This window comes from Brochothrix campestris, from assembly GCF_046058945.1.
In the GTDB taxonomy this organism is placed as follows: domain Bacteria; phylum Bacillota; class Bacilli; order Lactobacillales; family Listeriaceae; genus Brochothrix; species Brochothrix campestris.
In genome coordinates this window covers 692,469-716,339 of sequence record NZ_CP175511.1, presented here as the reverse complement: position 1 = coordinate 716,339, position 23,871 = coordinate 692,469, and the positions used below count along the sequence as shown (strand labels likewise).

At 41.5% G+C, this 23,871-nt stretch carries 21 protein-coding genes, 1 pseudogene and 1 riboswitch; of the genes and pseudogenes, 4 read left to right on the top strand and 18 right to left on the bottom strand.

Annotation, left to right across the window (positions count from 1 at the left end):
- Nucleotides 1-115: 115 nt before the first annotated feature.
- The 13 genes from ACJYYY_RS03655 to argC form a co-directional block, all read right to left on the bottom strand.
- Nucleotides 116-1,057 (bottom strand): hypothetical protein, encoded by a 942-nt coding sequence (locus ACJYYY_RS03655; RefSeq protein ID WP_035313396.1) that lies wholly within the window; start codon nucleotides 1,055-1,057, stop codon nucleotides 116-118.
- Entirely contained in the window at nucleotides 1,035-1,904 is an 870-nt protein-coding gene (locus tag ACJYYY_RS03650) for an ABC transporter ATP-binding protein (RefSeq protein WP_035313397.1), read from the bottom strand. Before ACJYYY_RS03650 ends, ACJYYY_RS03655 begins: the two co-directional genes overlap by 23 nt.
- A gap of 290 nt (nucleotides 1,905-2,194) precedes the next feature.
- A complete protein-coding gene (tsaD, locus tag ACJYYY_RS03645; protein ID WP_035313399.1) occupies nucleotides 2,195-3,217 on the bottom strand; it encodes a tRNA (adenosine(37)-N6)-threonylcarbamoyltransferase complex transferase subunit TsaD in 1,023 nt (340 codons plus the stop codon).
- A complete protein-coding gene (gene fumC / locus ACJYYY_RS03640) occupies nucleotides 3,207-4,613 on the bottom strand; it encodes a class II fumarate hydratase (protein ID WP_051456823.1) in 1,407 nt (468 codons plus the stop codon). Before fumC ends, tsaD begins: the two co-directional genes overlap by 11 nt.
- Nucleotides 4,610-5,083, bottom strand: a complete 474-nt coding sequence (gene rimI, locus ACJYYY_RS03635; protein WP_035313401.1) for a ribosomal protein S18-alanine N-acetyltransferase — start codon at nucleotides 5,081-5,083, stop codon at nucleotides 4,610-4,612. The genes fumC and rimI overlap by 4 nt, the downstream gene beginning before the upstream one ends.
- Nucleotides 5,083-5,787, bottom strand: coding sequence for a tRNA (adenosine(37)-N6)-threonylcarbamoyltransferase complex dimerization subunit type 1 TsaB (tsaB, locus tag ACJYYY_RS03630; RefSeq protein ID WP_035313403.1), 705 nt, complete (start codon nucleotides 5,785-5,787; stop codon nucleotides 5,083-5,085). The genes rimI and tsaB overlap by 1 nt, the downstream gene beginning before the upstream one ends.
- Entirely contained in the window at nucleotides 5,781-6,236 is a 456-nt protein-coding gene (gene tsaE / locus ACJYYY_RS03625) for a tRNA (adenosine(37)-N6)-threonylcarbamoyltransferase complex ATPase subunit type 1 TsaE (protein ID WP_035313404.1), read from the bottom strand. The genes tsaB and tsaE overlap by 7 nt, the downstream gene beginning before the upstream one ends.
- Before the next feature lie 66 nt (nucleotides 6,237-6,302).
- Nucleotides 6,303-7,472, bottom strand: a complete 1,170-nt coding sequence (locus ACJYYY_RS03620) for an FtsW/RodA/SpoVE family cell cycle protein (protein WP_408869116.1) — start codon at nucleotides 7,470-7,472, stop codon at nucleotides 6,303-6,305.
- 327 nt (nucleotides 7,473-7,799) lie between these two features.
- A complete protein-coding gene (locus ACJYYY_RS03615; protein ID WP_035313406.1) occupies nucleotides 7,800-9,011 on the bottom strand; it encodes an aspartate kinase in 1,212 nt (403 codons plus the stop codon).
- Between the two features lie 145 nt (nucleotides 9,012-9,156).
- A riboswitch (Lysine riboswitch) is annotated at nucleotides 9,157-9,329 on the bottom strand.
- An 83-nt stretch (nucleotides 9,330-9,412) separates the two neighbouring features.
- Nucleotides 9,413-10,579 carry an acetylornithine transaminase gene (locus tag ACJYYY_RS03610; protein ID WP_408869115.1) on the bottom strand — a complete coding sequence of 389 codons (1,167 nt, stop codon included), beginning with the start codon at nucleotides 10,577-10,579 and terminating at the stop codon, nucleotides 9,413-9,415.
- On the bottom strand, nucleotides 10,576-11,328 hold the full coding sequence (gene argB, locus ACJYYY_RS03605; protein ID WP_035313407.1) for an acetylglutamate kinase: 753 nt from the start codon (nucleotides 11,326-11,328) through the stop codon (nucleotides 10,576-10,578). Before argB ends, ACJYYY_RS03610 begins: the two co-directional genes overlap by 4 nt.
- 10 nt (nucleotides 11,329-11,338) lie before the next feature.
- The gene (gene argJ / locus ACJYYY_RS03600) at nucleotides 11,339-12,541 is read right to left on the bottom strand and encodes a bifunctional glutamate N-acetyltransferase/amino-acid acetyltransferase ArgJ (RefSeq protein ID WP_035313409.1); all 1,203 of its coding nucleotides are present in this window, start codon (nucleotides 12,539-12,541) and stop codon (nucleotides 11,339-11,341) included.
- A gap of 14 nt (nucleotides 12,542-12,555) precedes the next feature.
- Nucleotides 12,556-13,578 carry an N-acetyl-gamma-glutamyl-phosphate reductase gene (gene argC, locus ACJYYY_RS03595; RefSeq protein ID WP_035313411.1) on the bottom strand — a complete coding sequence of 341 codons (1,023 nt, stop codon included), beginning with the start codon at nucleotides 13,576-13,578 and terminating at the stop codon, nucleotides 12,556-12,558.
- Nucleotides 13,579-13,797: 219 nt separating this feature from the next.
- Between argC and ACJYYY_RS03590 the strand changes: the two are divergent.
- The 3 genes and pseudogenes from ACJYYY_RS03590 to ACJYYY_RS03580 form a co-directional block, all read left to right on the top strand.
- Nucleotides 13,798-14,115, top strand: a pseudogene (locus tag ACJYYY_RS03590) (hypothetical protein); the annotation flags it as partial.
- 39 nt (nucleotides 14,116-14,154) lie between these two features.
- Nucleotides 14,155-14,496, top strand: coding sequence for a hypothetical protein (locus ACJYYY_RS03585; protein WP_408869114.1), 342 nt, complete (start codon nucleotides 14,155-14,157; stop codon nucleotides 14,494-14,496).
- Nucleotides 14,402-15,019, top strand: coding sequence for a transposase (locus tag ACJYYY_RS03580; RefSeq protein ID WP_408869113.1), 618 nt, complete (start codon nucleotides 14,402-14,404; stop codon nucleotides 15,017-15,019). The genes ACJYYY_RS03585 and ACJYYY_RS03580 overlap by 95 nt, the downstream gene beginning before the upstream one ends.
- Before the next feature lie 377 nt (nucleotides 15,020-15,396).
- Here the strand turns inward: ACJYYY_RS03580 and uvrC are convergent, their stop codons facing one another.
- The gene (gene uvrC / locus ACJYYY_RS03575; protein WP_035314707.1) at nucleotides 15,397-17,166 is read right to left on the bottom strand and encodes an excinuclease ABC subunit UvrC; all 1,770 of its coding nucleotides are present in this window, start codon (nucleotides 17,164-17,166) and stop codon (nucleotides 15,397-15,399) included.
- A 164-nt stretch (nucleotides 17,167-17,330) separates the two neighbouring features.
- Between uvrC and ACJYYY_RS03570 the strand changes: the two genes are divergently transcribed.
- The gene (locus ACJYYY_RS03570; protein WP_035314708.1) at nucleotides 17,331-18,314 is read left to right on the top strand and encodes a hypothetical protein; all 984 of its coding nucleotides are present in this window, start codon (nucleotides 17,331-17,333) and stop codon (nucleotides 18,312-18,314) included.
- Between the two features lie 498 nt (nucleotides 18,315-18,812).
- Here the strand turns inward: ACJYYY_RS03570 and aldA are convergent, their stop codons facing one another.
- The 4 genes from aldA to ACJYYY_RS03550 form a co-directional block, all read right to left on the bottom strand.
- On the bottom strand, nucleotides 18,813-20,246 hold the full coding sequence (gene aldA, locus ACJYYY_RS03565) for an aldehyde dehydrogenase (RefSeq protein WP_035314709.1): 1,434 nt from the start codon (nucleotides 20,244-20,246) through the stop codon (nucleotides 18,813-18,815).
- Nucleotides 20,247-20,420: 174 nt separating this feature from the next.
- Nucleotides 20,421-20,738, bottom strand: a complete 318-nt coding sequence (trxA, locus tag ACJYYY_RS03560; protein WP_035314711.1) for a thioredoxin — start codon at nucleotides 20,736-20,738, stop codon at nucleotides 20,421-20,423.
- Nucleotides 20,739-20,855: 117 nt separating this feature from the next.
- Nucleotides 20,856-23,210 (bottom strand): endonuclease MutS2, encoded by a 2,355-nt coding sequence (locus ACJYYY_RS03555; protein WP_035314713.1) that lies wholly within the window; start codon nucleotides 23,208-23,210, stop codon nucleotides 20,856-20,858.
- A 28-nt stretch (nucleotides 23,211-23,238) separates the two neighbouring features.
- A complete protein-coding gene (locus ACJYYY_RS03550; RefSeq protein ID WP_035314715.1) occupies nucleotides 23,239-23,760 on the bottom strand; it encodes a CvpA family protein in 522 nt (173 codons plus the stop codon).
- Between the last annotated feature and the right edge of the window lie 111 nt (nucleotides 23,761-23,871).

The following is a 23,871-nucleotide window of genomic DNA, read 5'->3' as shown; positions in this document are numbered from 1 at the left end:
CGGTGCCAACATAATTGTCGACACCGCTTTGATTCACTTAGTTAGGCTGATCCAGTTACTGACGGTTTGTACGATAGTTCCGCTTTTTGCGAAGTTGAATGAGCTGCTTTCACTTTTATTTCACTAAACACAATTTTTCCTGACGATGAAAGCAGTAGCCAATCAAACCACAAATTAGACCCGCACCACTTAAGATGACCGCGGCAAACACGGTGTTGACCTCGGAGGCATGAAGATAATTTGCCAAAGTGCCATCAACTGTGCCCACAACATTCGCATACACAAACGGATTATACACTACCCACCATGCATCGATTGTATCTAATCGTTCAACCATCTGTTGTGTAGCTATCAGGCATACAATCAACACACTCAAGGTCAATACGCTATTTTTCAAGAGCAACACGCACAGGCTTGCAAGGTTGACTAAAAAATAAAGTACCGTTAGACTCAACACGGTTGTTTGCAACAACAGAACACCGATAGAACTCAAATGATAACTGCCCACCGTTTGAATAATGACCGGATAAGAAAAGATGCTCCATCCACCACTGCAACCGGCTAAACTATACGGAAACAAATACGAGAGGCTTGCCTCCGCAAAATCAGGTGCCCAAATGAAAAATCCTGTGTCATTGACTGGATAATGCTCAGCTGCCAACTTACGTTTGAGAGCAAGGCCCGCTTCAATCGCACGCGTCTCTTCTCCATCTGCTAATGTCCCGGCTGCAATCTGGTCTAATCGATAAACTAAGCTTTCTATCTCTAATTGCAAGGCGGTTAAGCGGTCTTTTCCCAATTGAAGCTCATGCTCATTACTGGCAATCATTTGGTTTATTCCTTCATCCGCTTCTTGCAACTGTAATTGATGCAAGGTCAGTTCAATCGAGGTGTTATTTACTTGTTGATCAGAGATGGCCGTTTGGGTTAGGATCTTTACTTGATTATGATGTAAACCATAGACTCCCACAACGGCGATGAGCAAGAGAATGAGTGTAACATAGCCCGCTTTTTGCTTCCCCACTTTTTTCAATTCAAAGGCTAACAGCTGCAACATCACGCTTCCCCTCCTCACCATAGAGTGCTTCATATGCTCGTCTCGTTTCATCCAGCCTACTAGTCACGGTCTTAACTGTTAACTGACATGCTTCACAGCTCTTAATGAAGGCATGTATTGTTTCAGGTGTGATCGTAACAGTAAGGTTCTCATCGTTCATTACCAGTTGCTGAACGTTTGCTTCCGCTGTTAAATATGCGATTTCGGTTGCGAGGGGTACACGATTGAGCCTGAGTAAATAACGCTCAGTCGTTGGTTGAATCGTCGTCTGTTCAAGCAATTTCCCAGCCTTCATAAAATAACAGTCATCCGCTAATTGGTCACTATCAGAGTGCTGATGCGATGAAAAAACAATCGTTGCCCCCTGTTTTTTCAAGCTCATCACCTGTTGCTTCAATCGTTGCGCCACAATTACATCGAGTCCATTAAAGGGCTCATCCAATAAATAGAAGGAGGTCTCAGACAATAGTGCCATCGCAAACAAGAGCTGCTGTTTCATCCCCAATGAATAATGTTTCACTTTGCGATGGATCCAAGCAGTGAGCTGTAATTTTTTCACCAACGCTCCAAGCGATTGGGACGACTGATACATGGCTGCTACGAACTGTAAATGATCATACAGCATCTCATGACCTTGTAAGAAGAAACAGTGTTTCAATCGTTCTGACCGTGAGACAGTCCCCGTTGTTGGTGCAATAATACCCGCTAACAAGCGAAACAAGGTCGTTTTTCCACAGCCATTCGGCCCAATAATGGCGGTGATTGTTCCTGGCGCTAAGCTCACCGACAGGTCATCCAACACCTTCGTCTGTCCCCACTTTTTCGTAATGTTTTGAGCGTGTAACATGATAACCTCCACCCATCTTTTACACTTTCTCCGTGTATTAGCGTTAGACTATCCTTCTCAAGCAGCGCTGTCAATCAACCAGTCGTTACCTTTCTGAGATTATATATCGCTAGACTATTATTTATATCGAACATCATTTTTAACATTTATAGATTATCACCTATGTTATCGTTAGCTTAGCTATCACTTAAAAATAACTGTGTATTGCTTAAAATTAATTAGGACAAAAAAAAAGATAGCTCATGCTATCTTTTTTCAGACTGAAGATATCTGCTGTTCCTAAGTGAGTATTAATGTTTTTCAAACATAAAACCCGGGCGGGCATTCAAACTCATGTCACTAAAGACACCTTGTTGCAACAACATATCGCCTGCTGCACCAATCATTGCGGCATTATCGCCACAGAGACTTAACGGCGGAATCACCAATTCAACCTCAGGGAACTGTGCTGTTAAAGCAGCTGCTAAGCCTTGACGTAACCCTTGGTTCGCGGCCACACCACCAGCCATAACAAGCATACCGACCGAATAGTGTTCCAACGCACGCATCGTTTTGGTCACGAGCACTTCCACTACAGCCGCCTGGAAACTCGCCGCAAAATTGGCTTTATCGATTGGTTCATTGCGTTGTTCTTTATTATGAATCGTATTGATAAATGACGATTTTAAACCTGAAAAACTAAAATCCAAGTTATCTTCATGGAGCATTGCCCGTGGAAAATGATAGGTATCTTCGCCTTCAAGCGCCAATTTATCAATCTTGGCTCCTCCAGGATACGTCAGTCCCATTGTCCGTCCAACTTTATCATACGCTTCACCAGCGGCATCATCACGTGTTTCACCGATGATTTCAAAACTATGATCGTTGGCCATGTAGACTAACTCGGTATGCCCACCACTAACGACTAGTGCAATCAGTGGATACGTTAAGGGTTGGACTAATCGATTCGCTAAAATATGACCTTCAATATGATGGACACCAATCAATGGTTTTTGATGGACAAACGCCAATGATTTAGCGGCACTAACACCGATTAACAAGGCACCGACCAAACCAGGTCCTTGTGTCACAGCGATGGCGTCCATTTCATCTATCGTTTTGCCAGCTTCTGTCAAAGCTGCTTCAATCACATACGTAATTTGTTCAACGTGATGACGTGATGCGATTTCAGGCACTACGCCACCAAATCGTTGATGACTTTTAATTTGCGAAGACACCACATTCGATAAGATTTCTGAGCCGTTTTGTACAACTGCGACACTCGTTTCATCACAGCTTGATTCAAATGCTAAAATTAAGCGCTTAGTTTCCATTAGTTTCTTCACCTTCAGTTGTTGACGTTTGTAAATTCACCATTTTTAGTGGATCAATCCATTGTTCGTATTGCGCTGGAGTGACGTCACCTGAAGCAATGGCCGCTTCTTTGAGTGAGCAATTATTAACAAAGGCAGCCTTGGCAATTTTCGCTGCTTTTTCATAGCCAATCTGCGGATTTAAAGCCGTAACGAGCATGAGTGATTGCTGTACTAATTCGTCCATCCGACTCGGGATTGCTTCCATTCCTACCAAGCAATTAACATTAAATGAGCGCAGTGCATCGGTTAATAAGCCGACCGACTGTAAAAAATTATAAATAATAACAGGCTTATAGACATTCAGCTCAAAGTTACCTTGACTAGCTGCAAAGCCGATTGCCGCATCGTTTCCCATCACTTGTACACTTACCATCGTTAAGGCTTCCGCCTGCGTCGGATTCACCTTACCTGGCATAATTGAACTACCAGGTTCATTTGCGGGTAACTGTAACTCACCGATGCCACTGCGTGGGCCACTTGCTAACAAGCGAATGTCGTTAGCAATTTTCAGCGCATTGGCAGCGAGGCCTTTAATTGCACCATGCGCATAAACTAAGCCATCATGACTAGTCAGCGCATGGAATTTATTGTCAGCACTCACAAACGGGTAACCGGTTTGTACGCTTAACTGTTGGGCCACCTTCGCACCGAACAGCGGATGCGCATTTAAGCCGGTACCGACTGCTGTACCGCCAATCGCTAACGCTAATAAGTGTTGCGCACTTTCGTTAATCTGGTGCATCGACATGCTAAGCATCGCTTCCCAACCAGAAATTTCTTGCCCAAAAGTTAAAGGAGTCGCATCTTGTAAATGCGTCCGACCAATCTTAACAAGCTGTTGGTATTGTGCTTGTTTTTGCAACATGACAGCCTGCATCTGTGCCACAACTGGCAGCAAGCTAGACTGTATTTCAGCATAAGCAGCAATATGCATCGCTGTCGGAAACGTATCATTTGAACTCTGAGACATGTTAACATCGTCATTCGGATGAATTGTTTCTGACGTTAACTGATTCGCACGATAGGCAATGACCTCATTCATATTCATGTTCGTCTGCGTGCCACTACCAGTTTGCCAGAGCGATAACGGAAATTCATCGGCCCATTGACCGGCAATAATTTCATCACAGGCTTGTGCAATGGCTGCTTGCTTAGCAGCTGACAATTTATTCAAGTTATGATTCGCAACACTTGCTGCTTTTTTCAACTGAGCAAATGCTAAAATAAGTGCATCTGGCATTTTTTCAGTACCAATTTTAAAATGCTCGAGGCTCCGTTGTGTTTGTGCACCCCATAAATGGTCGGCGGGCACTGCAATTTCACCCATCGTATCATGTTCTATTCGCACGTTCATTTGACATCCTCACTCTCTTTGTTAAAATCAACCCGCATAATAAGCGCATCTTCTTGATTATCACTGTAATATTTTTTGCGAAGAGCGACTGGACGAAAAGCCAATTTCTGATATAAGCGCTGGGCAATCACATTGCTTTCGCGTACTTCTAACGTTAAGTAACTGACCTGTTGTTTTTGTGCCTGTGCGATGAGTTGTTGCATGAGTCGCAACCCTAATCCTTGACCACGGTAAGCCGGTAATATCCCCACATTAGTTATATGACCTTCATCAAAAATAAAGCCGGCCCCTGCATAACCAATAATCGTCTGCTCACTTTCAATCACAACGTAATAGGCATACTGATTGATGGTTAATTCATATGCAAACGCGGCTCGATCCCAAGGTGTTGCAAAACAGGCCTGTTCAATCGCAACAAGCTGATCAATATCACGCGCCACTGCTGGACGAAAGGTTAATGAACTAGCCATTAATCTAATCCTTGGGCTTTACGCCAATTGGTTTCCGCTTCTGTCATGCGAATATAGGTTGGCACAAATGTATGGACATCCTGTGGTTTTTCATATTGAGCAAGTAACGCCAAGCGTGCCCCTGACGGCATCCCAGCGGCCGTATCTGCAAAAACAGTTTGTGCCAAATGTTCTTCAATTTGTGCTTGATAGAGACTAATATCAGCTGCTGAGGCAACGATCATCACCGCTTCTTGACGCTCTGCGAGTTGCTCGAGCAAGTCGGGCATCGTGACGTATTGATCAGTCACAACCGTTTCAATCGTATCGCCTATTGCTGCGCGACGATAAATACCCGCGAAAACAGCATTGCGTCGGGCATCGACTAACGAAACGATTAAACCATCGAACACCGTAATATTATCAGCCAACGTTCGTAAGGTCGACACACCATATAACGGCAGTTTTAAATCCCAGGCAAGTGTTTTCGCAATTGTTACCCCAATGCGCAAACCTGTGTAAGAACCTGGTCCTTGGGCGACGGCAATCGCGCTAAGTTGTTGCGGTGTAACCTGACTCGCTGCCATCAAATACTCGATAGCTGGCATCAATTGTACACTGTGATTTTGTTGGACGTTCAAGGTGATTTCACCTAAGACGGTTTCGTCGTTAACTAGACCGACAGTCATTGCTTTTGCTGATGAATCAATTGCGAGTGTTACCATTGTGCCAAGACCTCCTCAACGAGCATTTGATAATGCTCGCCTTCTGCTTCGATTGTTAGTTCACGTGAAAATTCATCAATATGTTTGAGTGACAGACGTAAAAACTGCGACGGTAAAAAAGTAGCAATATAATGCGCCCACTCAACGACTACTACACCGTTATTGGTAAAGTATTCTTCAAATCCTAAATCATCGTCTGCATCTTCAAGACGGTAGGCATCCATATGATATAACGGTAACCGTCCTTCATACTCGCGAATGATAGTAAAGGTCGGGCTTTTAACCATTGCTTCAACACCTAAACCACGGGCAATCGCCTTTGTTAAAGTTGTTTTGCCCGCACCTAAATCACCCTCGAGTAAAATGCAATCGTTGGCTTCTAACAGACGACCGATGCTCAGACCGAGACGTTCTGTATCTTCTAAATTTGCTATTGTTAATGTGGTCATTAAACATCACCTTCACTTCGATTCAATGCCTTTATTTTAGCATAAAATTGCAGTAAAGGCATTAGCCTACTCCTCAAAATTAGTCGCCATTTCTTCGTACTGCCGTTTTTTACCGAAGACTGATTCATAATGATTTTTTTGAATCGCTAGAACGATGCCTAAACTGAGCATATTTGCTAAAATTGAGGATCCGCCATAACTTATAAAGGGCAGTGGAATCCCCGTAACCGGCATTAGGCCGATGTTCATCGCAATGTTTTGAAACATATGAAAACTCATCAAAATCAAAATACCTGAAATCACATAGGTGTGATACAGTGTTTTCGTCATAAAACACGTCCGAATTAAATAATACATCAGAAAAAAGTAAACAATAATCAAAATGGCACAGCCAATCATACCAGTGGTTTCACCAATCATACTGAAAATAAAATCCGTATGGCGTTCCGGCACATAGACCTGCGATTCAAAGCCATTGCCAAAATAGCCACCTGATCCAATCGCCTTAACGGCTTGTTCAACATTAAAGGCCGAATCGGCATCTACTGCAGAACCATCGAACCATGTATCAATCCGTTTAAACTGGTAATTTTCAAACCCTATTTTTAATAACAGCCCACGGTTAAAAATAACTAAATAAGCAAATAAACCTAAGATGGTACCGCCTATCAAAATGGCTAAGGCAATAATTTTCTTCGAGATGCCCCCAATAAACAACATGCCACACGTAATAATGATAAAAACGATAGCAGTCCCTAAGTCAGGTTGTTTTAAAATGAAAATTAGTGGGATAATTAAAACCCCTAGTACTTTACCAATCAACAGAATATCACTGGCACGTTGTTTTGTCTGACGATGCTTTGCGATGACATGTGCCAAAAACAACACATAAAAAATTTTCATAAACTCAGACGTTTGCAAGCTAACTGGACCAAACTTTAGCCACCGTTGCGCACCATTAATATTGCTACCAAACAATAAAACTGCTACCAACGATAGGATACCTCCAAAGTATAACCAGATGGCGTATTTCTCAATCAATTTTGTATCAAATAATCGGATGATTGCTATTCCCACTGAGCCCACGATGTACCATAAGGTTTGCATAATCACTAAATTAAAACTCTTGGTTACTAAATAAATCATCGTGACACTGACTAAATATAAAACCACAATACTAATAATGATATTCGCACTTAAAAATCCTGCCTCGCTTTTAACCGCCTCATTTTTCACGTTTACCACTCCCCAAATTCTGTTGTTCAACCAATGAGACCTTACGAATTCAACAATTCAATTGACTGTTAGCAGGGTATCTCACACATTACGTTCTTTTGAAACAATCATTTATAACTAGTCACAAAACATTGTTGTTTCATTGTACAAATAAAAGCAAGGCATGAGCAAATGATATGAGGCTTGTTCGTTCTTTTTCTCCACAAAAAAAGCCACTTAAAAAGTAGCTCAGATTGTAGACAAAGTTGAATCAAACTGCTTTTTCTGTGAAAAGTGATGCAGCGACTTTGTTTACGAGGTGATTAGATTGAATAGGTAGACTACGATTTAAAGCTCAAAAGCAGTATGGCATACGTTTGCTGCTACGAGCATTTTAGCCTGCGGTACCACAACGGATACCTTGATTTCAGAAGTACTAATCATCCGAATGTCCACATCGGCTTGACGCAATTCCGTAAACATTTGCGCCGCTACCCCTGGATTGGAAACCATCCCCGAACCAACAATTGATACCTTCGCCAAACCAGCCTCAGTCACTAAGCTATCATAGCCAATCACGTCTTTATAGGCTGCTAAAATCGCCACTGCTTCATCGAGTGCAGCTTCTTTTAATGAGAATGACACCGCTGATGGTCCATCGTCTTCTCCGATACTTTGGACAATAATATCAACGTCAATATGTGCCTCTGCTAACTTCGTAAAAATACAGGCGATATTCATCGCTGTAATCGATGTGAAACTCACACGAATACGCGCAATTTCATCATCAAAGGCCACGCCTCGCACAACTTGTTTTGTTTCCAATAATGTTCCCTCCTTAATAATTGTTCCCGTTTCTGTCACATGTGCTCCACGTACTTCTAATGGGATTTGGTGATTTTTTGCATATTCGACTGCCCGCGGATGCAACACACCCGCACCGAGATTGGCAAGTTCTAACATTTCATCGTAATCAATCTCTCTTAACTTTTGTGCACCTGTAATATAACGGGGATCACTTGTGAACACACCAACGACATCGGTACAAATACTACATTTAGCAGCACCTAAGGCCGCTGCTAAAGCAACTGCCGTTGTATCTGAACCACCGCGACCTAAGGTCGTAATTTCACCGTTTTCACTCATTCCCTGAAAACCAGCAACAATGACAATCTGATTGTCAGCTAACGCCGTTGCAATTTTTGTTGTTTCGATTGTTTGAATCCGAGCATTACTATGTACCGCTTCAGTAATAATACCAGCCTGCCAACCTGTATAGGAGACCGCCTTTTGACCAGCAGCCTGTAGCGCCATCGTTAATAGTGAAATGGTGACCTGTTCGCCCGTTGTGAGCAACATGTCCATTTCGCGTGTACTTGCCTGTGGGTTAATTACTGTTGCTAACGCGACTAAGTCATCGGTTGATTTCCCCATCGCTGAGACAACTACAACCACCTGATTTCCTTGTGCTTTTTCACGAATCGCTTGCTCAGCCGTAGCCTTAATCTTAGCTACATCACCTACTGATGTGCCTCCAAATTTCAAAACAACAATGCCCATGCGTAACACTCTCCTATGACTTAATTTAGCTAAATGAATAGTCGTCCGGTGTCCTCTTTTAAAAAAAACGTCACCACTTTAAGCATAAGCCTCTGCTTATCTTCTCAAAGTGACAACGTTCCAAACGAATGGTTTGTATGTTTCCAATGAGAATAGCCCTCCAAGACTCCTTGACAATGTGTTATATCTTTTACAACACACCAGCAGGTTCGCTACGACACAGCCCCCACTTCGGCGATCACCCCTTTCAAACGTGTTCAACTGTGTTCGTAACACATCCCACATTTTACTCTTAGCTCTCGCGCCTCTATTCACATTCTATTTAACTATTGTACTTATTGTAGCTTATCTTGAACTACACCGCAACCTCTTCTGATTAATTATTCTGAAAATTCTTCATTTTATTTAATAAGCGGTGGCGACTGCTCAAATACCACGGTTAAAAGTGCAAGTGCCTCATTGAGTTCACGGTAGCTCGCGGTGATTGGTGGCAACAGACGAATCACTGTTGCTCCCGCACTCAATAGGAGTAACCCCGCTGCACGACACGCTTCTATGAGTGGTGCCACGACTTGGTTACATTCAAGTCCGATTAAAAAACCTCGACCACGAACAGCGGTAATGAGCGGGCTAGCATTTGCGATTTCTCTTAATTGTGCCATAAAATAAGCACTTTTTTGTCGCACTTCTGCCATAAAACCAGTGGTCGTTAACGTTGTTAGCACTGCCTCTGCTGCGGCCATTGCCAAATAATTCCCCCCAAAAGTTGACCCGTGCGTGCCCGGTGTAAAGGCGGATGCGACTGCTGGTTTAGCAAATACTGCCCCTGCAGGGATTCCGTTTGCCAATCCCTTCGCTAAGGTCATAATATCAGGCACAAACTGATACTGCTGTGTAGCAAAGAGCTCGCCCGTACGACCAAAACCGGTTTGAACTTCATCGACGATAATTAAAATCTTTTTGGCAGTGCAAAGCTGTACGAGTGTATCAATAAAGGTACTATCAGCTGGATAAACACCACCTTCCCCTTGAACGAGTTCGAGCATTACAGCGGCGATTGCATCATCGGTTGTTAATTTTTCAATGAGAGCAGCACTGTCGTTAAACGGTAAATAATCAAACCCTGCTAACAAGCGACCAAAACCGTTATGGATTTTAGCTTGTCCTGTGGCTGCCATTGCCCCGTATGTTCGTCCGTGAAACGATTGTTCAAAACTGACAATGGTCTCTTTTCCGGTATATTTACGCGCAAGCTTAATCGCTGCTTCATTCGCCTCTGTCCCTGAATTACAAAAAAAGACCTTTCCTGGTGCACCGATGCCCACGACAAGTGAAGCTGCCACCTTTTCTTGCAAACGGTTTTCAAACAGGTTAGATGTGTGCCATACTTGTTGTAATTGAGCTTGAACGGCCTCCTCGACCGCTGCCGGCCGATGACCTAAATTACAGACGGCAATTCCAGAAGTAAAGTCCAAATAACGCCGTGCTTGCTCATCTGTAACATACGATCCAGCAGCAGTTGTAATCACCAATGGGAGACGCCCATAATTATTCATCAAGCGTGTCATTGCAGCACCGCCTCCTTCGTAATTGCAGTACCGCTCACCTGAATCCTATCGGTAATGTGGACCCGTTTAACGCCGCGATTAACTGCGGCAATTGCGCCTTTCACCTTCGGAATCATTCCCCCGATAATGACACCACGATCAATGTAATCAAGCATTAACTGTGGCAACGATTCTTTAATAATCCGCTGATTAGCAAACACACCTGGTACGTCGGTCAATAAGATGAGCTGTTCGGCTTGAAGAGCACCCGCAATATGACAGGCGGCAATATCGGCGTTCACATTATACAGTTGGAAGTTTGCATCCACGCCTAGCGGAGCAATAACTGGTGTTAAGTGATGATCGAGTAACATCTTCAAAAAGGCAACATTAACATGTTCCACTGTACCAACATAGCCTAACATCTGATCATGAATCGGCCTTACTTTCAACAGTAAATTATCACTGCCATTGAGGCCGATGGACTGAAAGCCTTTAGCAGCAAACTGCAGCACCATTTCCGTATTGATTTTCCCCGCTAAAACCATCGTGGCGACATCGAGTACTTCACGACTGGTTACGCGTAATCCCTGTTTCTTTTCAATCCCAATGTGTAGTTTCTCAAGTAAGGTGTCAATTTGTGGCCCACCACCATGTACAAAGACTAGACGCTTCCCTGCTGTTTGCCAGTCTTTAATCTGTTTAAAAAAAGCCGGTTCGATGGTACTTAAGGCATTGCCTCCTAGTTTAATAACGATTGTTTCACTCATCTTATCCCCCCTATGTGCGGTAGGCCGCATTAATTTTGACGTACTCGTAACTTAAATCGCAGCCCCAGGCAGTCCCTGCTTCATTGCCCAAATGGAGCTCAACCGCAATCGTAATATCATGCGCTTTTAACACGGGTGTTAAGTCACGAGCCTCATCAATTATTACTGGTTCGCTGTTCTTTAGTACCGTTACACCCGAGATGGCAATATCGACTGTGTCAGGATTAATCGGTACTCCGGCGTATCCGATTGCATCAATAATCCGTCCCCAGTTGCCATCTTCACCAAAGAAGGCAGCCTTCACTAAGTTAGAACCAACGACTTTTTTGGCAATTAAACGCGCATCAGTTTGTTGAAGAGCTCCCGTCACATTCACTTCAATCAGTTTAGTCGCCCCTTCGCCATCAGCTGCTACCTTTTTTGATAACTGTTCGCACACATACATTAAAGCGGCTTTAAATTGCAGTATTTGAGGATGGTTCGCACAAAGTATATCATTGCCAGCCCGACCATTTGCCATCACCAATACCATATCATTTGTTGAGGTATCGCCATCAATCGTAATTTGATTAAATGACCGCTCAATTGTCTGGCGTAATAATTTATCTAAATAGACACCTTCAATGGCAGCATCTGTTGTAATAAATCCGAGCAAGGTTGCCATATTAGGATTAATCATGCCACTGCCCTTGGCTACACCTGCGACTGTCACTGTTTGACCATCGAGTTCAATCGTGACACAAACTGACTTAACCGCCTTATCAGTCGTCAAGATGGCTTCTTGAAAGCCATGACCATTACTCTGTGTTTCATCCAACTGTGCAATCCCATCGAGTACGCGTGGTAAATTGAGTGGCACACCAATGACACCTGTTGAAGCCACCGTCACATAATCAACAGGCAGCTGTAATTTTGCCGCCGTTGCCGCACGCATCGCATAAGCGTCAGCGATGCCTTTTTTCCCTGTACAAGTATTGGCATTGCCACTGTTTACAATCAAGGCTTGTGTCAAGGAGGAGGTTGCCAAACTCGCTTGTGTCACGGTAATTGGAGCTCCCTTAAAATAATTTTGCGTATACACCGCAGCTGTTTGCGCCGGTACATCCGAATAGATGAGTCCAATATCTTTTTTAAAGCGTTTTAACCCTGCATGTAACCCATCTGTATAAAAACCAAGCGGTGTGGCTATGTGTCCCTCATGTCGTATTTGCATTATTTTAACTCCCTCTAAATTAAGATTGGCAAGAGTGGTAACCCTAAGGTTTGCTCCCAACCTTGACTGATGTTAACGTTTTGAATCGCCTGTCCGGCCGCCCCTTTCACTAAATTATCAATGACTGATATGAGTGTCACACGACCTGTTCGCTCATCTTTATGCCAGCCAATATCGCAATAATTACTGCCAATGACTTGTTGTATCGTCGGCAGCTGTTCAGCAAATATGCGTACAAAGGGTGCTTGCTGATAAGCCGTTGCGAAAATGGCGGACAGTTGCTGATTGGTGGCGGACGTTTCAAAATAAATGGTTGCCATCAAACCTCGGGCAATTGGTAGCAACTGCGTTGTGAGTGTAATCGGTGCGACACTCTCAGTCACTTTGCTAAGCTGTTGCTCGATTTCAGGAATGTGTTGATGACGATTGATTTTGTAGGCTTGTAAATTATCATGGGTTTGCATAAAATGGGTTGCTGGCGATAAGCCCTTCCCCGCACCTGAAACACCCGATTTTGCATCGATAATGACGTCTCCCATCGCTAACTTCTCAAATAAGGGCATTAGAGCTAATAGAATCGCGGTGGCATAACAGCCTGGATTAGCAATTAAGCGTGCCCCCATCAAAGCGGTCTGCTCCCACTCACTGAGGCCGTAAATGGCCTCATCACGTAGAGCTTGCGCCGCCGCTGACTGCCCATACCAATTGTCATAATTTTCACTCTTTTCTAACCGAAAGTCGCCTGATAAATCAATAATTTGTAGCGATGAGCTCAATAATGGAATTAAGTCTTTTGCAATCCCTGCCGGTGTCGCTAAAAAGACGATTTCAGCAATTGCTGAAATACGTACAGCATCAACTGGTTCTACGATTAAATCATAACCCGTCTCTTTAACTAACGGAAACGTCTCCGATAACAACTCACCTTTCCCTGTTAAACTATGCAATGAAATCAGTTCTAAGTTGGGGTGTTGACTGACGAGACGAAGTAATTCTAAACCGCTATAACCCGTTGCTCCAACGATAGAAACTTTCATAAAAGGCCCCCTTTATTATTATAAGCTTATTATAAACATGTATAAATATAAAGTCAATACGTATATTTATACATTTGTTGTAAAAAAACGACGGGATACCGTCGTTTCAGGTTGTAGACAAAGTCGAATTAAAGGTTCTATAATTTATGGTGTTGGTGAATTTTCACTGATGCCTATTTTTTCGCAAAAAAATAGCAACATTTTCAAAATCCCTATAATATTAAGTCACCACAAAAAATTTATAAGGGGGATTCGACAATATCAGCTATCACTTTTAATAATATCGCGAATTCCTCTGGAATTACAGATGAAACTATTTCTTTTCCAAAAACATGGTGTTTAACTCAGTTAATTAAAGGTGTTTTAAGCACTTGTTATTTTGGCACACTCTCTTACACACCCTCACGGTGTGCGAATTGCGGCTTCAATAATAAAACAGTTAAACTCATTAAACACGGAACTAAACTATCACGTATCACACTCCTTAAAACCAATAACCTTCCAACCTATCTCTTTTTAAAGAAGCAACGCTTCTTATGTAAAGGATGTAAAACAACCTTTATCGCTTCAACTTCGATGGTAAAACGAAATTGTTTTATCTCCAAACGTGTCATCCAAACACTAGCTGCCGAAGGACAGTTTATTACTTCTGAAAAAGATATCGCTTTTAGACAGAGTGTTTCAACAACTACTGTTAATCGTGCTTTACACCAATGGTCTCCTCAATTCAAACCGAACTATCAAAGGCTTCCACTACATCTTTCAATGGATGAATTCAAATCGGTAAAGAGTGCTGATAGTCAGATGCGTTTTATTTGCACTGATGCGAAAAAATATGAAATCATTGATATCCTCCCATCTAGAAGATTGCATCATCGATCGTTTTCATTTGTCCCAATTAGTAACACGCTCCCTTAATCAAACACGTATTAAACTCATGAACCGTTATGATACTTCAAACTCAGAAGATAAAAAGATTTATCGTAAACTCAAAGCGTATTGGAAATTACTTCTCAAAAACAAAACAGACTTAAGCGATTTTGATTATCGCTATCATCGTTTATTTAACGGACAAAAAAGTTCGAGAGGAATCATCGATTACTTTATGACACTGGATGTTGAATTCAAAGAAACGTACGAACTAGCACAGCAATTACTGATTGCGCTACAACACAAAAATTTCCCTGCTTACCAATCACTGATTCAGACTAAAAAACCTTTCGTTTCTTCACAACTGAAACGCAGTTTAAAAATATTAAACAAGCATTTACTTGCAATCGAAAATAGCTTTAAATACAAGGATTCCAACGGGCATTTAGGAGGGATCAATAACAAAATAAAAGTGATTAAACGGATTTCGTTTGGTTACCGTAACTTTTCAAATTTCAGAAACAGGATTCTACTCGGATTCAATCATAAACGCATCGCTCCCAACTCGTAATTAATTGACTCTTTTACTGTCTTTTAATACGCGAAAACCTCAATAATAAACGTGCAGCGTCATGACGTTTGTGAAGGCGACTCTAGCGGGAAAAGTGGCAGCTGAATACCCCACAGCGGAGCGCGGAGGATGAAGCGTCACCCGCAGAAAGCGTCCTTCACATTAGGAATGACTACAAAAAAAGCAGCTACCAAAAAAGGTAGCTGCAAAAATGACTTATTTTACTAAATTTTGAATAACAACACTATTTGACATAGAGCCGAATTAAACCGGTTTTACTTTGAACGTTCGTTCAAGTGACTTTGTCTACGAGATGATAAGACTGAATAGAAACGTTGTTATATCCTCTAGTATTTAAATCCTAAACTTGGGTGATTTCACTTTAATTTTTCTAGTATGCGTTCAGCAATCACCTGCGGAATACCAATTTTAGTATACTCAGATAGCGGTGCCTCACTCATTTTTTTAATGGAACCGAAGTGTTTTAACAGCTTTTGTTTACGTTTCGGTCCAACACCTTCAATCCCATCCAATTTCGAACTAAAACTCGTTTTGCTATGCACTTGACGATGAAAGGTAATCGCAAAACGATGCACCTCATCCTGAATACGTTGCAGTAGATAGAAGGCTTCTGATCGTGGATCTAAGTACAAGGCGTCTAGCGGATCACCAAATACGAGGTAGCTCGTGTTATGTTTCGCATCTTTCGCCATACCAGCCACTGGTACATCAATGCCTAATTCATTGCTTAAAACATCTTTTGCGATATCAACCTGGCCTTTCCCACCATCGATTAAGATGAGATCTGGCATTGGAAGTTGCTCTTTTAACACGCGCCAATAACGGCGACGAATCACTTCTTGCATCGTTGCATAATCATCAGGACCTGTCACCGTTTTAATTTTATATTTACGGTATTTAGAACGCGAAGGTTTTCCATCTTCAAAACACACCATCGCTGAAACCGCATCGACACCTTGAATGTTTGAATTATCGAAGGCTTCAATCAGACGTGGCACTGGAATTGCTAGCGCTTCGCCAAGTTGCTCCGCCGCACCGATTGTGCGCTCATCATTGCGGGCAATCAGTGAGAATTTCTGTTGTAAGGCTATGCTTGCATTTTTATGAGCTAAAATCGTCAAATCTTTTTTGCTCCCTCGTTGAGGTACTAAACAAGGCACTTCTAATAATTCCTCAATTAAGTGATTATCAACTGAGTCCGGCAAAAAAATTTCTTGTGGCACTAAATGATTCATCCGTTTATAAAATTGCGCAATATAGGAAGTAAATTCATCAGCCGCTTCATCATGAATCGGGAACAACGATACGTCACGTTCGATTAACTTGCCTTGTCGCACAAAAAACACTTGCACACACATCCACCCTTTATCAACCGCATAACCAAATACATCCCGGTCTGTGAAATCATTGCTCGTCATCGTTTGTTTTTGAATCGTCAATTCGATACTTTCAATCTGGTCACGGTACTCGGCAGCCTTTTCAAACTCCAATCTTTCAGCAGCTGCCTGCATTTTCAATTGTAATTGTTTGACCACCTTTTGGTGACCTCCGTTTAAAAATTGGGCAATCTTAACAATCATATCATTGTAGGTCGCTTCCGATACGCTATTCACACAGGGGCCTAAGCATTGTCCTAAATGATAATACAAACAGGGACGCCCCGGAATCGCTTTACATTTACGGAGTGGATATAGTTTATCCAAGATTTTTTTCGTTTCGTTAGCGGCACTCACATTTGGATAAGGACCAAAATATTTCCCCTTATCATTTAACAATTTACGGGTAATGATTAAACGTGGATGACGTTCATTTGTAATTTTAAGATACGGATAGGTCTTATCATCTTTTAACATAATATTATATTTCGGGTCATGTTTTTTTATCAGATTAATTTCAAGTAACAGCGCTTCAACATCAGATCGTGTTACGATGTATTCAAAATCAACAATATCCGCTACCAATCGTTGTGTTTTACCATTGTGTGAACCGGTAAAGTAAGAACGCACACGATTTTTGAGAATTTTAGCTTTCCCGACATAAATAATCGTGCCATTACTATCTTTCATTAAATAGCAACCAGGGAAGTCAGGTAATATTTCGAGTTTATGTTTAATTAAATCATTCATTCGCTACACTCCTTATACATCTTCAGTATAACTGAGTTGGTCAGCTACTCGCAACTTTGCGAAATGCAGCAACCTTTGTTCGAAGATAATGAGATAAACTTGCAACTAACCTCAGACTGTTAGATAATATAGACAAATATAGAAATAGAAAAGAGGATTTACTTATGAGAGACAAGCTCTCATTTAAAACATCTGCCCCGATTGATCGCCAAACTGTCTGGCGCACGATTTGTGAAACGTATATTAAGCATTACATTGAACAAGATGATGATTTTCTCACGTATACCGATTTTTTAGAACCGTTTTCGGACGAAACTTTAAATCCTTTACTGCCCTCACTACTTGCAAGTTATTTTAGTGAACATCACATGGGACAAACAATTTATGAACAAATCGTTAGTGGCTTATCGATTCCTGATTATCAAATCAACCGTGTCGTTCATTGGTTTGATGATAGTGTAGTCAGCTTATTTGATGTCCTTGAACGGACACCGCAAAATAATTGGCTCTTACACAACCATCTGAATGCGCAAGAGTACTTCGTTAACCATCGCACACTCAAAGGATTAGATACGTATAGTAGTGAGCAACTTGACCAACTCTTTTATGTGACGCTTGTGCGTGAAAATACACATTATTATGCCTTAGAAAATACCATCACTCTCGGAGAAAAAGAAGAACGACTTATTTTTTCCCTCCTCAATCATAAAGAAACAAATTGGCAGCAAGATTTCACTAAACAGCAACAGTTATTTTTCAACATTGCCTTTACACATGACTTTTACTTAGAAAATAAACAATTGGATATGGGCACCTTTCTTGATACTGCCATGCATAAACAAGAAATTATGCTTGTTCTCGAAAATGAATTTGTACGGTACAAGTCACCTGAGCAACAACATGTTGCCCGGCATTTACTTGGTGAGGTTTTCTTGCAAATGACCACAGCACCAGAGTTGCAAAATGCTCAAATTAATTCAGTTGCTGCTGCTTTGACATACTTGTTGCAGCAACCACCCTTTAATTTTGGTACATCAGAAACGCAAAACACGATTGCGCAACGGTATAACATTTCTATTTCAACGATGCGAAAATGGTACCGTTACTTAAAAAATGAACTTACACCGTTTATTGATTCTTATCACTAAGAAAAATAGTAACTTTAAATTGATTGTACACAAGCTCATATAAGCCCTCTAAATTAGACAGATAACCTGTGGCAGCTACTTACTAGTACCAACTCTCAAAAACTTCAACGTTTTTTGACTAAAAAAGCCAGCGACGTCTTACAGTCGCTGGCTTTAAATTGTAAACAAAGTCTAAATAAACTTCATTTTCTTTGACATGCTATTACAGTGACTTTGTTGACGAGATGATAAGGCGGAATAGAAATGCTGTTATATTCTCTAGTTACATCACCTAGAAGCTGTTACCTTTCAGATAAATGGCAGCGACGGTAAACAGTCGCTATTCTTTTCCATTCCAATATCTTTAAAGTTGAACGAGCTGATTTCACTTTTGTTGTAGGAAAAACGAGCCTTCGAGATGCGTGAACAAGTGGTACCCGACTCCGAGAAGCAAGACATTGACAAGCTAGAAGAGCGTTTATCTTCAGTGGCTGGCTTTTTTTATTATTTTACTATCTTTTAATTCGTTTCTAAATAGACAACCTGTGTTTGCAAATATTCTTCTAGGCCATGTTTACCATCGGCACCACCGATACCTGATTTACGAAAGCCCGCATGAAAGCCTTGCATTGCTTCAAAATTTTCACGATTAATATATGTTTCGCCAAATTTAAGGCCTCGAACAACCTTAAAAGCCGTATTCAAGTTTGACGTATAAACAGATGACGTTAGACCAAACTCACTGTCATTCGCTAAGCCAATCACTTCTTCTAAAGATGTGAACACTACAATTGGTAAAACTGGACCAAAAACCTCTTCTTGGATGATTGCCATTTCATTTGTTACATCGACAATAACCGTCGGTTCAAAGAAATTCCCTTCACCGGCTACACGTTTACCACCAAGAACAACACGTCCACCTTGTTCTTGCGCTTTTTTCACCTTCGCTTCAACACTATCAACAGACTTCGCATCAATTAATGGGCCCATATGCAAATCACTAATTTCACTTGTGTTGCCATATTTAACAGCACTCATCAGATTGACTAATTTTTGTATAAATACTTCTTGGATATCGGCATGTACATACACACGTTCTGCACAGTTACACACTTGTCCCGTATTAATAACACGGGAATCAACAATTGCTTTTGCTGCCAAGTCTAAATCGGCATCAGGCATCACAATGGCGGGCGCCTTGCCACCTAGTTCAAGCGATACTTTCGTAATGTTTTCAGCTGCAGCTTCCATCACTTTTTGCCCCGCAGACACACTACCGGTAATGCTAACCATGCCAACATCGGGATGACTGGCTAAACGATTACCGACGGTTGCACCTCCACCTGTTACTAAATTGAAGACACCTTTAGGCAAGCCGACTTCATCAACAAGTTTAGCGAATTCGTACGCATTTTCTGGTGTGAGTGTTGAAGGTTTTACAACGATTGTGTTCCCTGTTACAAGTGCAGGTGCCATTTTTCGGGCAATTAAAAAGAACGGAAAGTTCCAAGGTAAAATACCAGTCGTGACACCAATCGCACGCTTGAATAAAAAGATATTTTCATTTGGACGATCACTTTGGATAATTTCACCCTCATATCGTCGTGCCCATTCTGCCATATAATCAAGGTAATCAGCTGTGAAATACACTTCGGTCTCAGCTAACCCCTGTACTTTTCCACCTTCAGTTTTAATCAATTCAATGAATACGTGTGCTTTTTCACGGATTTTATTAGCGATTTTCTTCAAATAACCGGCACGTTCAATTGCAGGTAATGCTTCCCACTCATCTTGTGCCGCTTTAGCTGCTGCAATCGCACGATCGACCTGTGCTTGTGTTGCACGTGGTACCAATGATAACACCTTATTGGTTGATGGATCTAACACCTCATCAAAGTCTGTTCCGTCTTCAAACGCCCCATTGATATAAAACTGTAGTTTTTTATCTGACATTTTGCCACCCCTTTTAGTTTGATGTAACAACACCTTGTAAGCGCTATCACACATTAAATTATATCGCTTTTAAATATATATCGCCACTTTTTGAATTCGTTTCATATAAAAAAACCGAAACGGAAATATCCGTTTCGGTTTGAGACTTCTTAGCATTTGATTCCAGTTTAATTCCTATAAATATTTGGCAATTGCTTCGTCTAACTCTTCTTTTGGACGGTAGCCAATAATTGTTTCTTTCACTTCGTTATCTTTTTTAATGATTAATGTTGGGATACTCATAACACCAAATTCTTTTGATGTTGCTTGATTATCATCGACATTTACTTTGACGATTTTAACTTTTTCTCCGAGTTCTTCGCTGATTTCATCTAGTACAGGCGCAACCATACGACACGGTCCACACCAAGGTGCCCAAAAATCCACTAATACTAAACCGTCTTTTGTTTCTGTTGCAAATGTTGCATCTGTTACTTCTTGTACATTACTCATTGTTATTTCCTCCCTTTATTTAACGCTTGTTCAACACAAGCTCATTGTTATGTGAATAGATCCTTTATTCATTGCATTAGTATAGCACCGAAACTGACGCATCGTCTATTTTTCTGCTTACTTAAGTTCGACAACCGTCATACCATTACCACCTTCAGCTGCTGCACCATGATGATAGCCTTTAACGAGACGATGTTGCTTCAAATAGTCTTGTACACCCTGTCTAAGCGCCCCTGTTCCTTTTCCGTGAATGATTGATACTTGGGCATAGCCCGCTAGTAATGCTTCGTCTAAGTACTTGTCCAAGCGATGAACCGCATCTTCATAGCGTGCACCTCGTAAATCCAACTCTGTTTTCACATGACTCTCACGCTTAATTGTCGTTAAAAAGCGCTGTTCTTGCGGTTTTTCAGTTGTGACATAGGTCATATTCGTTTCTTTAATGGTTGTCTTCATATGGCCCATTTGCACCTGCCAACTTTTCTTATCCACTCGTTTGATTAACTCACCTTTTTGCCCGAGTGATTCAACACGAACCGTATCACCGACAGCTAACACATGATTGGTAACTTTCGGTTTCACAATCGGCCCTTTTTTGAGTGTTTTTGGTCGTGCTTCTGACAGTTGATGGCGCCGTTCAATCAGTTCATGTTCTTTAAACTGACTGCGTTGCATACTCTGCATTTCGCGTAATTCTTTAATGATTTTATCCGCTGTTTCTTCCGCATTCATAATTACCGCATTGGCCTTCGAATTGGCATGATCCAACAGACGATTTTTATTCGTCTCATAAGAAACAAGCGCTTCTTCCAATTGTTTATGAAGCGCGCTTGCTTCATGCACGGTCTCCACCGCTTCTTCAAACCGTACTTCGGCTTGTTGGCGCATGTCTTCTAATTCTGAAATCATATTGTTTAAGTCGGTACTTTCTTCATCAACAAGACCGCGGGCACTATCAATCACATCGGCTGGTAAGCCTAATCGTTGCGAAATATCAAACGCGTTCGAGCGACCAGGGATACCGATTTGCAAACGATAGGTTGGTTTTAACGTTTCTACATCAAATTCAACCGATGCATTCATTGTATAGCTACGGTTATAGGCAAACGCTTTTAGTTCGGGATAATGCGTCGTTGCCATAATTTGTGCCCCCGTTTGGTGCATCGCATCGAGAATAGCAATCGCTAAGGCCGCTCCTTCTTGTGGATCTGTTCCCGCACCTAATTCATCGAATAACACGAGACTATTTTCATCAACTTCTTTAAAAATATGCACGATGTTCGTCATATGAGAAGAAAAGGTTGAGAGTGATTGTTCGATTGACTGTTCATCACCAATATCGGCGAAAATTTGACTGTATATTGGTAACTCTGACCCTACTTCAGCGGGGATTTGCAACCCAGACTGTGCCATCATCGCTAATAAACCAAGTGTTTTGAGCGTGATTGTTTTACCACCGGTATTCGGTCCGGTAATGATTAATGCCTCAAAATCGCCTCCGACATAAATATCATTCGGGACAATATCGGCCGGATTAATTAGCGGGTGACGGGCATCAATTAAGTTAACACGACGTTGATCATTCATTAACGGTGTCACTGCGTTCATTTGTTTCCCTAAACGAGCCTTTGCAAAGGTAAAGTCAAACACACCTAATTGATGTGTATTATGGCTAATTTCATTCGTAAACGGTTCAATTGCCACCGATAATTCTTTTAGGATACGAGCCACTTCATGTCGTTCTTTCACCTGAAGTTCACGTCGCTCATTATTTAAATCAACCACGGCCTGCGGTTCAATAAAGAGTGTTTGCCCCGAAGCAGATTGATCGTGTACAATCCCACCAAACTGACCTTTGTATTCGATTTTGACTGGAATAACATAGCGGTCGTTACGTATTGTTATGATGGCATCAGATAACATTTTACTCGCTGAACGTGAGCGGATGATACCTTCCAATTTTTCGCGTACATACCCTTCTGAGCGAACCAAGGCTGAACGAATCGCCCGCAACTCTGTACTCGCTGCATCCATCACATATCCCGTTTCATCAATTGATTCTAGCACTTCTTTTTCAATATCAAGCAAGGGGACAAGTGATTCTGCTAATTTCGTTAACGCAGGCATCTCAATCCCATTTGTTTCGAATTGCATGATAAACGCCTTAAAGAGACGAGCAACTTGTAAGTTGCGGGCAACCTGATACAGTTCTGTACCATTTAAGTCGGCACCGATTTCAAGTCTTTTCAGGGCAAAGGTGACGTCATGGATGCCCTGTAAAGGCGCTTCTCCACGTAAACGTAACACTTTGGCTGCCTCATCTGTTTGAGCTAACCGTTCTTGTACGGCGGTTAAGTCCGTTGCTGGCTTTAAGCCATGGATATGTTTTTCGCCTAAGCTTGATACAACTTGTTCAATTAGACGCTGTTTAATTTTTTCGAATTCGAGTACTGCTGCTACCTTTTTATTCATGTGCTCACCTTCCATAGTTCCATTTTAATTACTTATATTGTATCATCCAATGATAAAAATAATCGGATAATAAGGGGGTTTCTGTCACCATCCATTGCGCTAATTGTGACGATTGATAGGCTGTTTGAATCGTTTCGCTTGAAAAGAGCAATGAAAAATTCAGCACCATAAATATCACGGCATAAAAGATAACAAAGCCAAGTACACCACCGATAAGACCATTTAATTGTTTTAAGATGGGTAACTGTGTCACTGCGTTAATCAAAGTAATTATAATTTTAACGACAATCGAGCTGACGGTAAAAATAATCGCAAAGGCAATGACGTTATAAAATACAACCTCACTGTTTAAAAATGACAAGGCTGATTCGTTTGAGACATCAAAGGTAATAAACGTTAGATGTTGTGCTAATGGTTTATAGTACATATAGGCAATGAGCCACACGACAATTAAGCCGACAAACTTCAAGATATACTTCACTGCCCCTTGGCGCATCCCATTAAAGACACCGATTAACAGCAACAGGCTGATTCCGATTGTTACAATCATTACCTTCTTCCTTTCTGTGGAGCTGTTACTTTAATTCCTTTGTCTATTATAACAGTCTCTCTGCCTTTGTATTAACTTAAATGCCTTTTTACGACAGATTTATATCTTTTT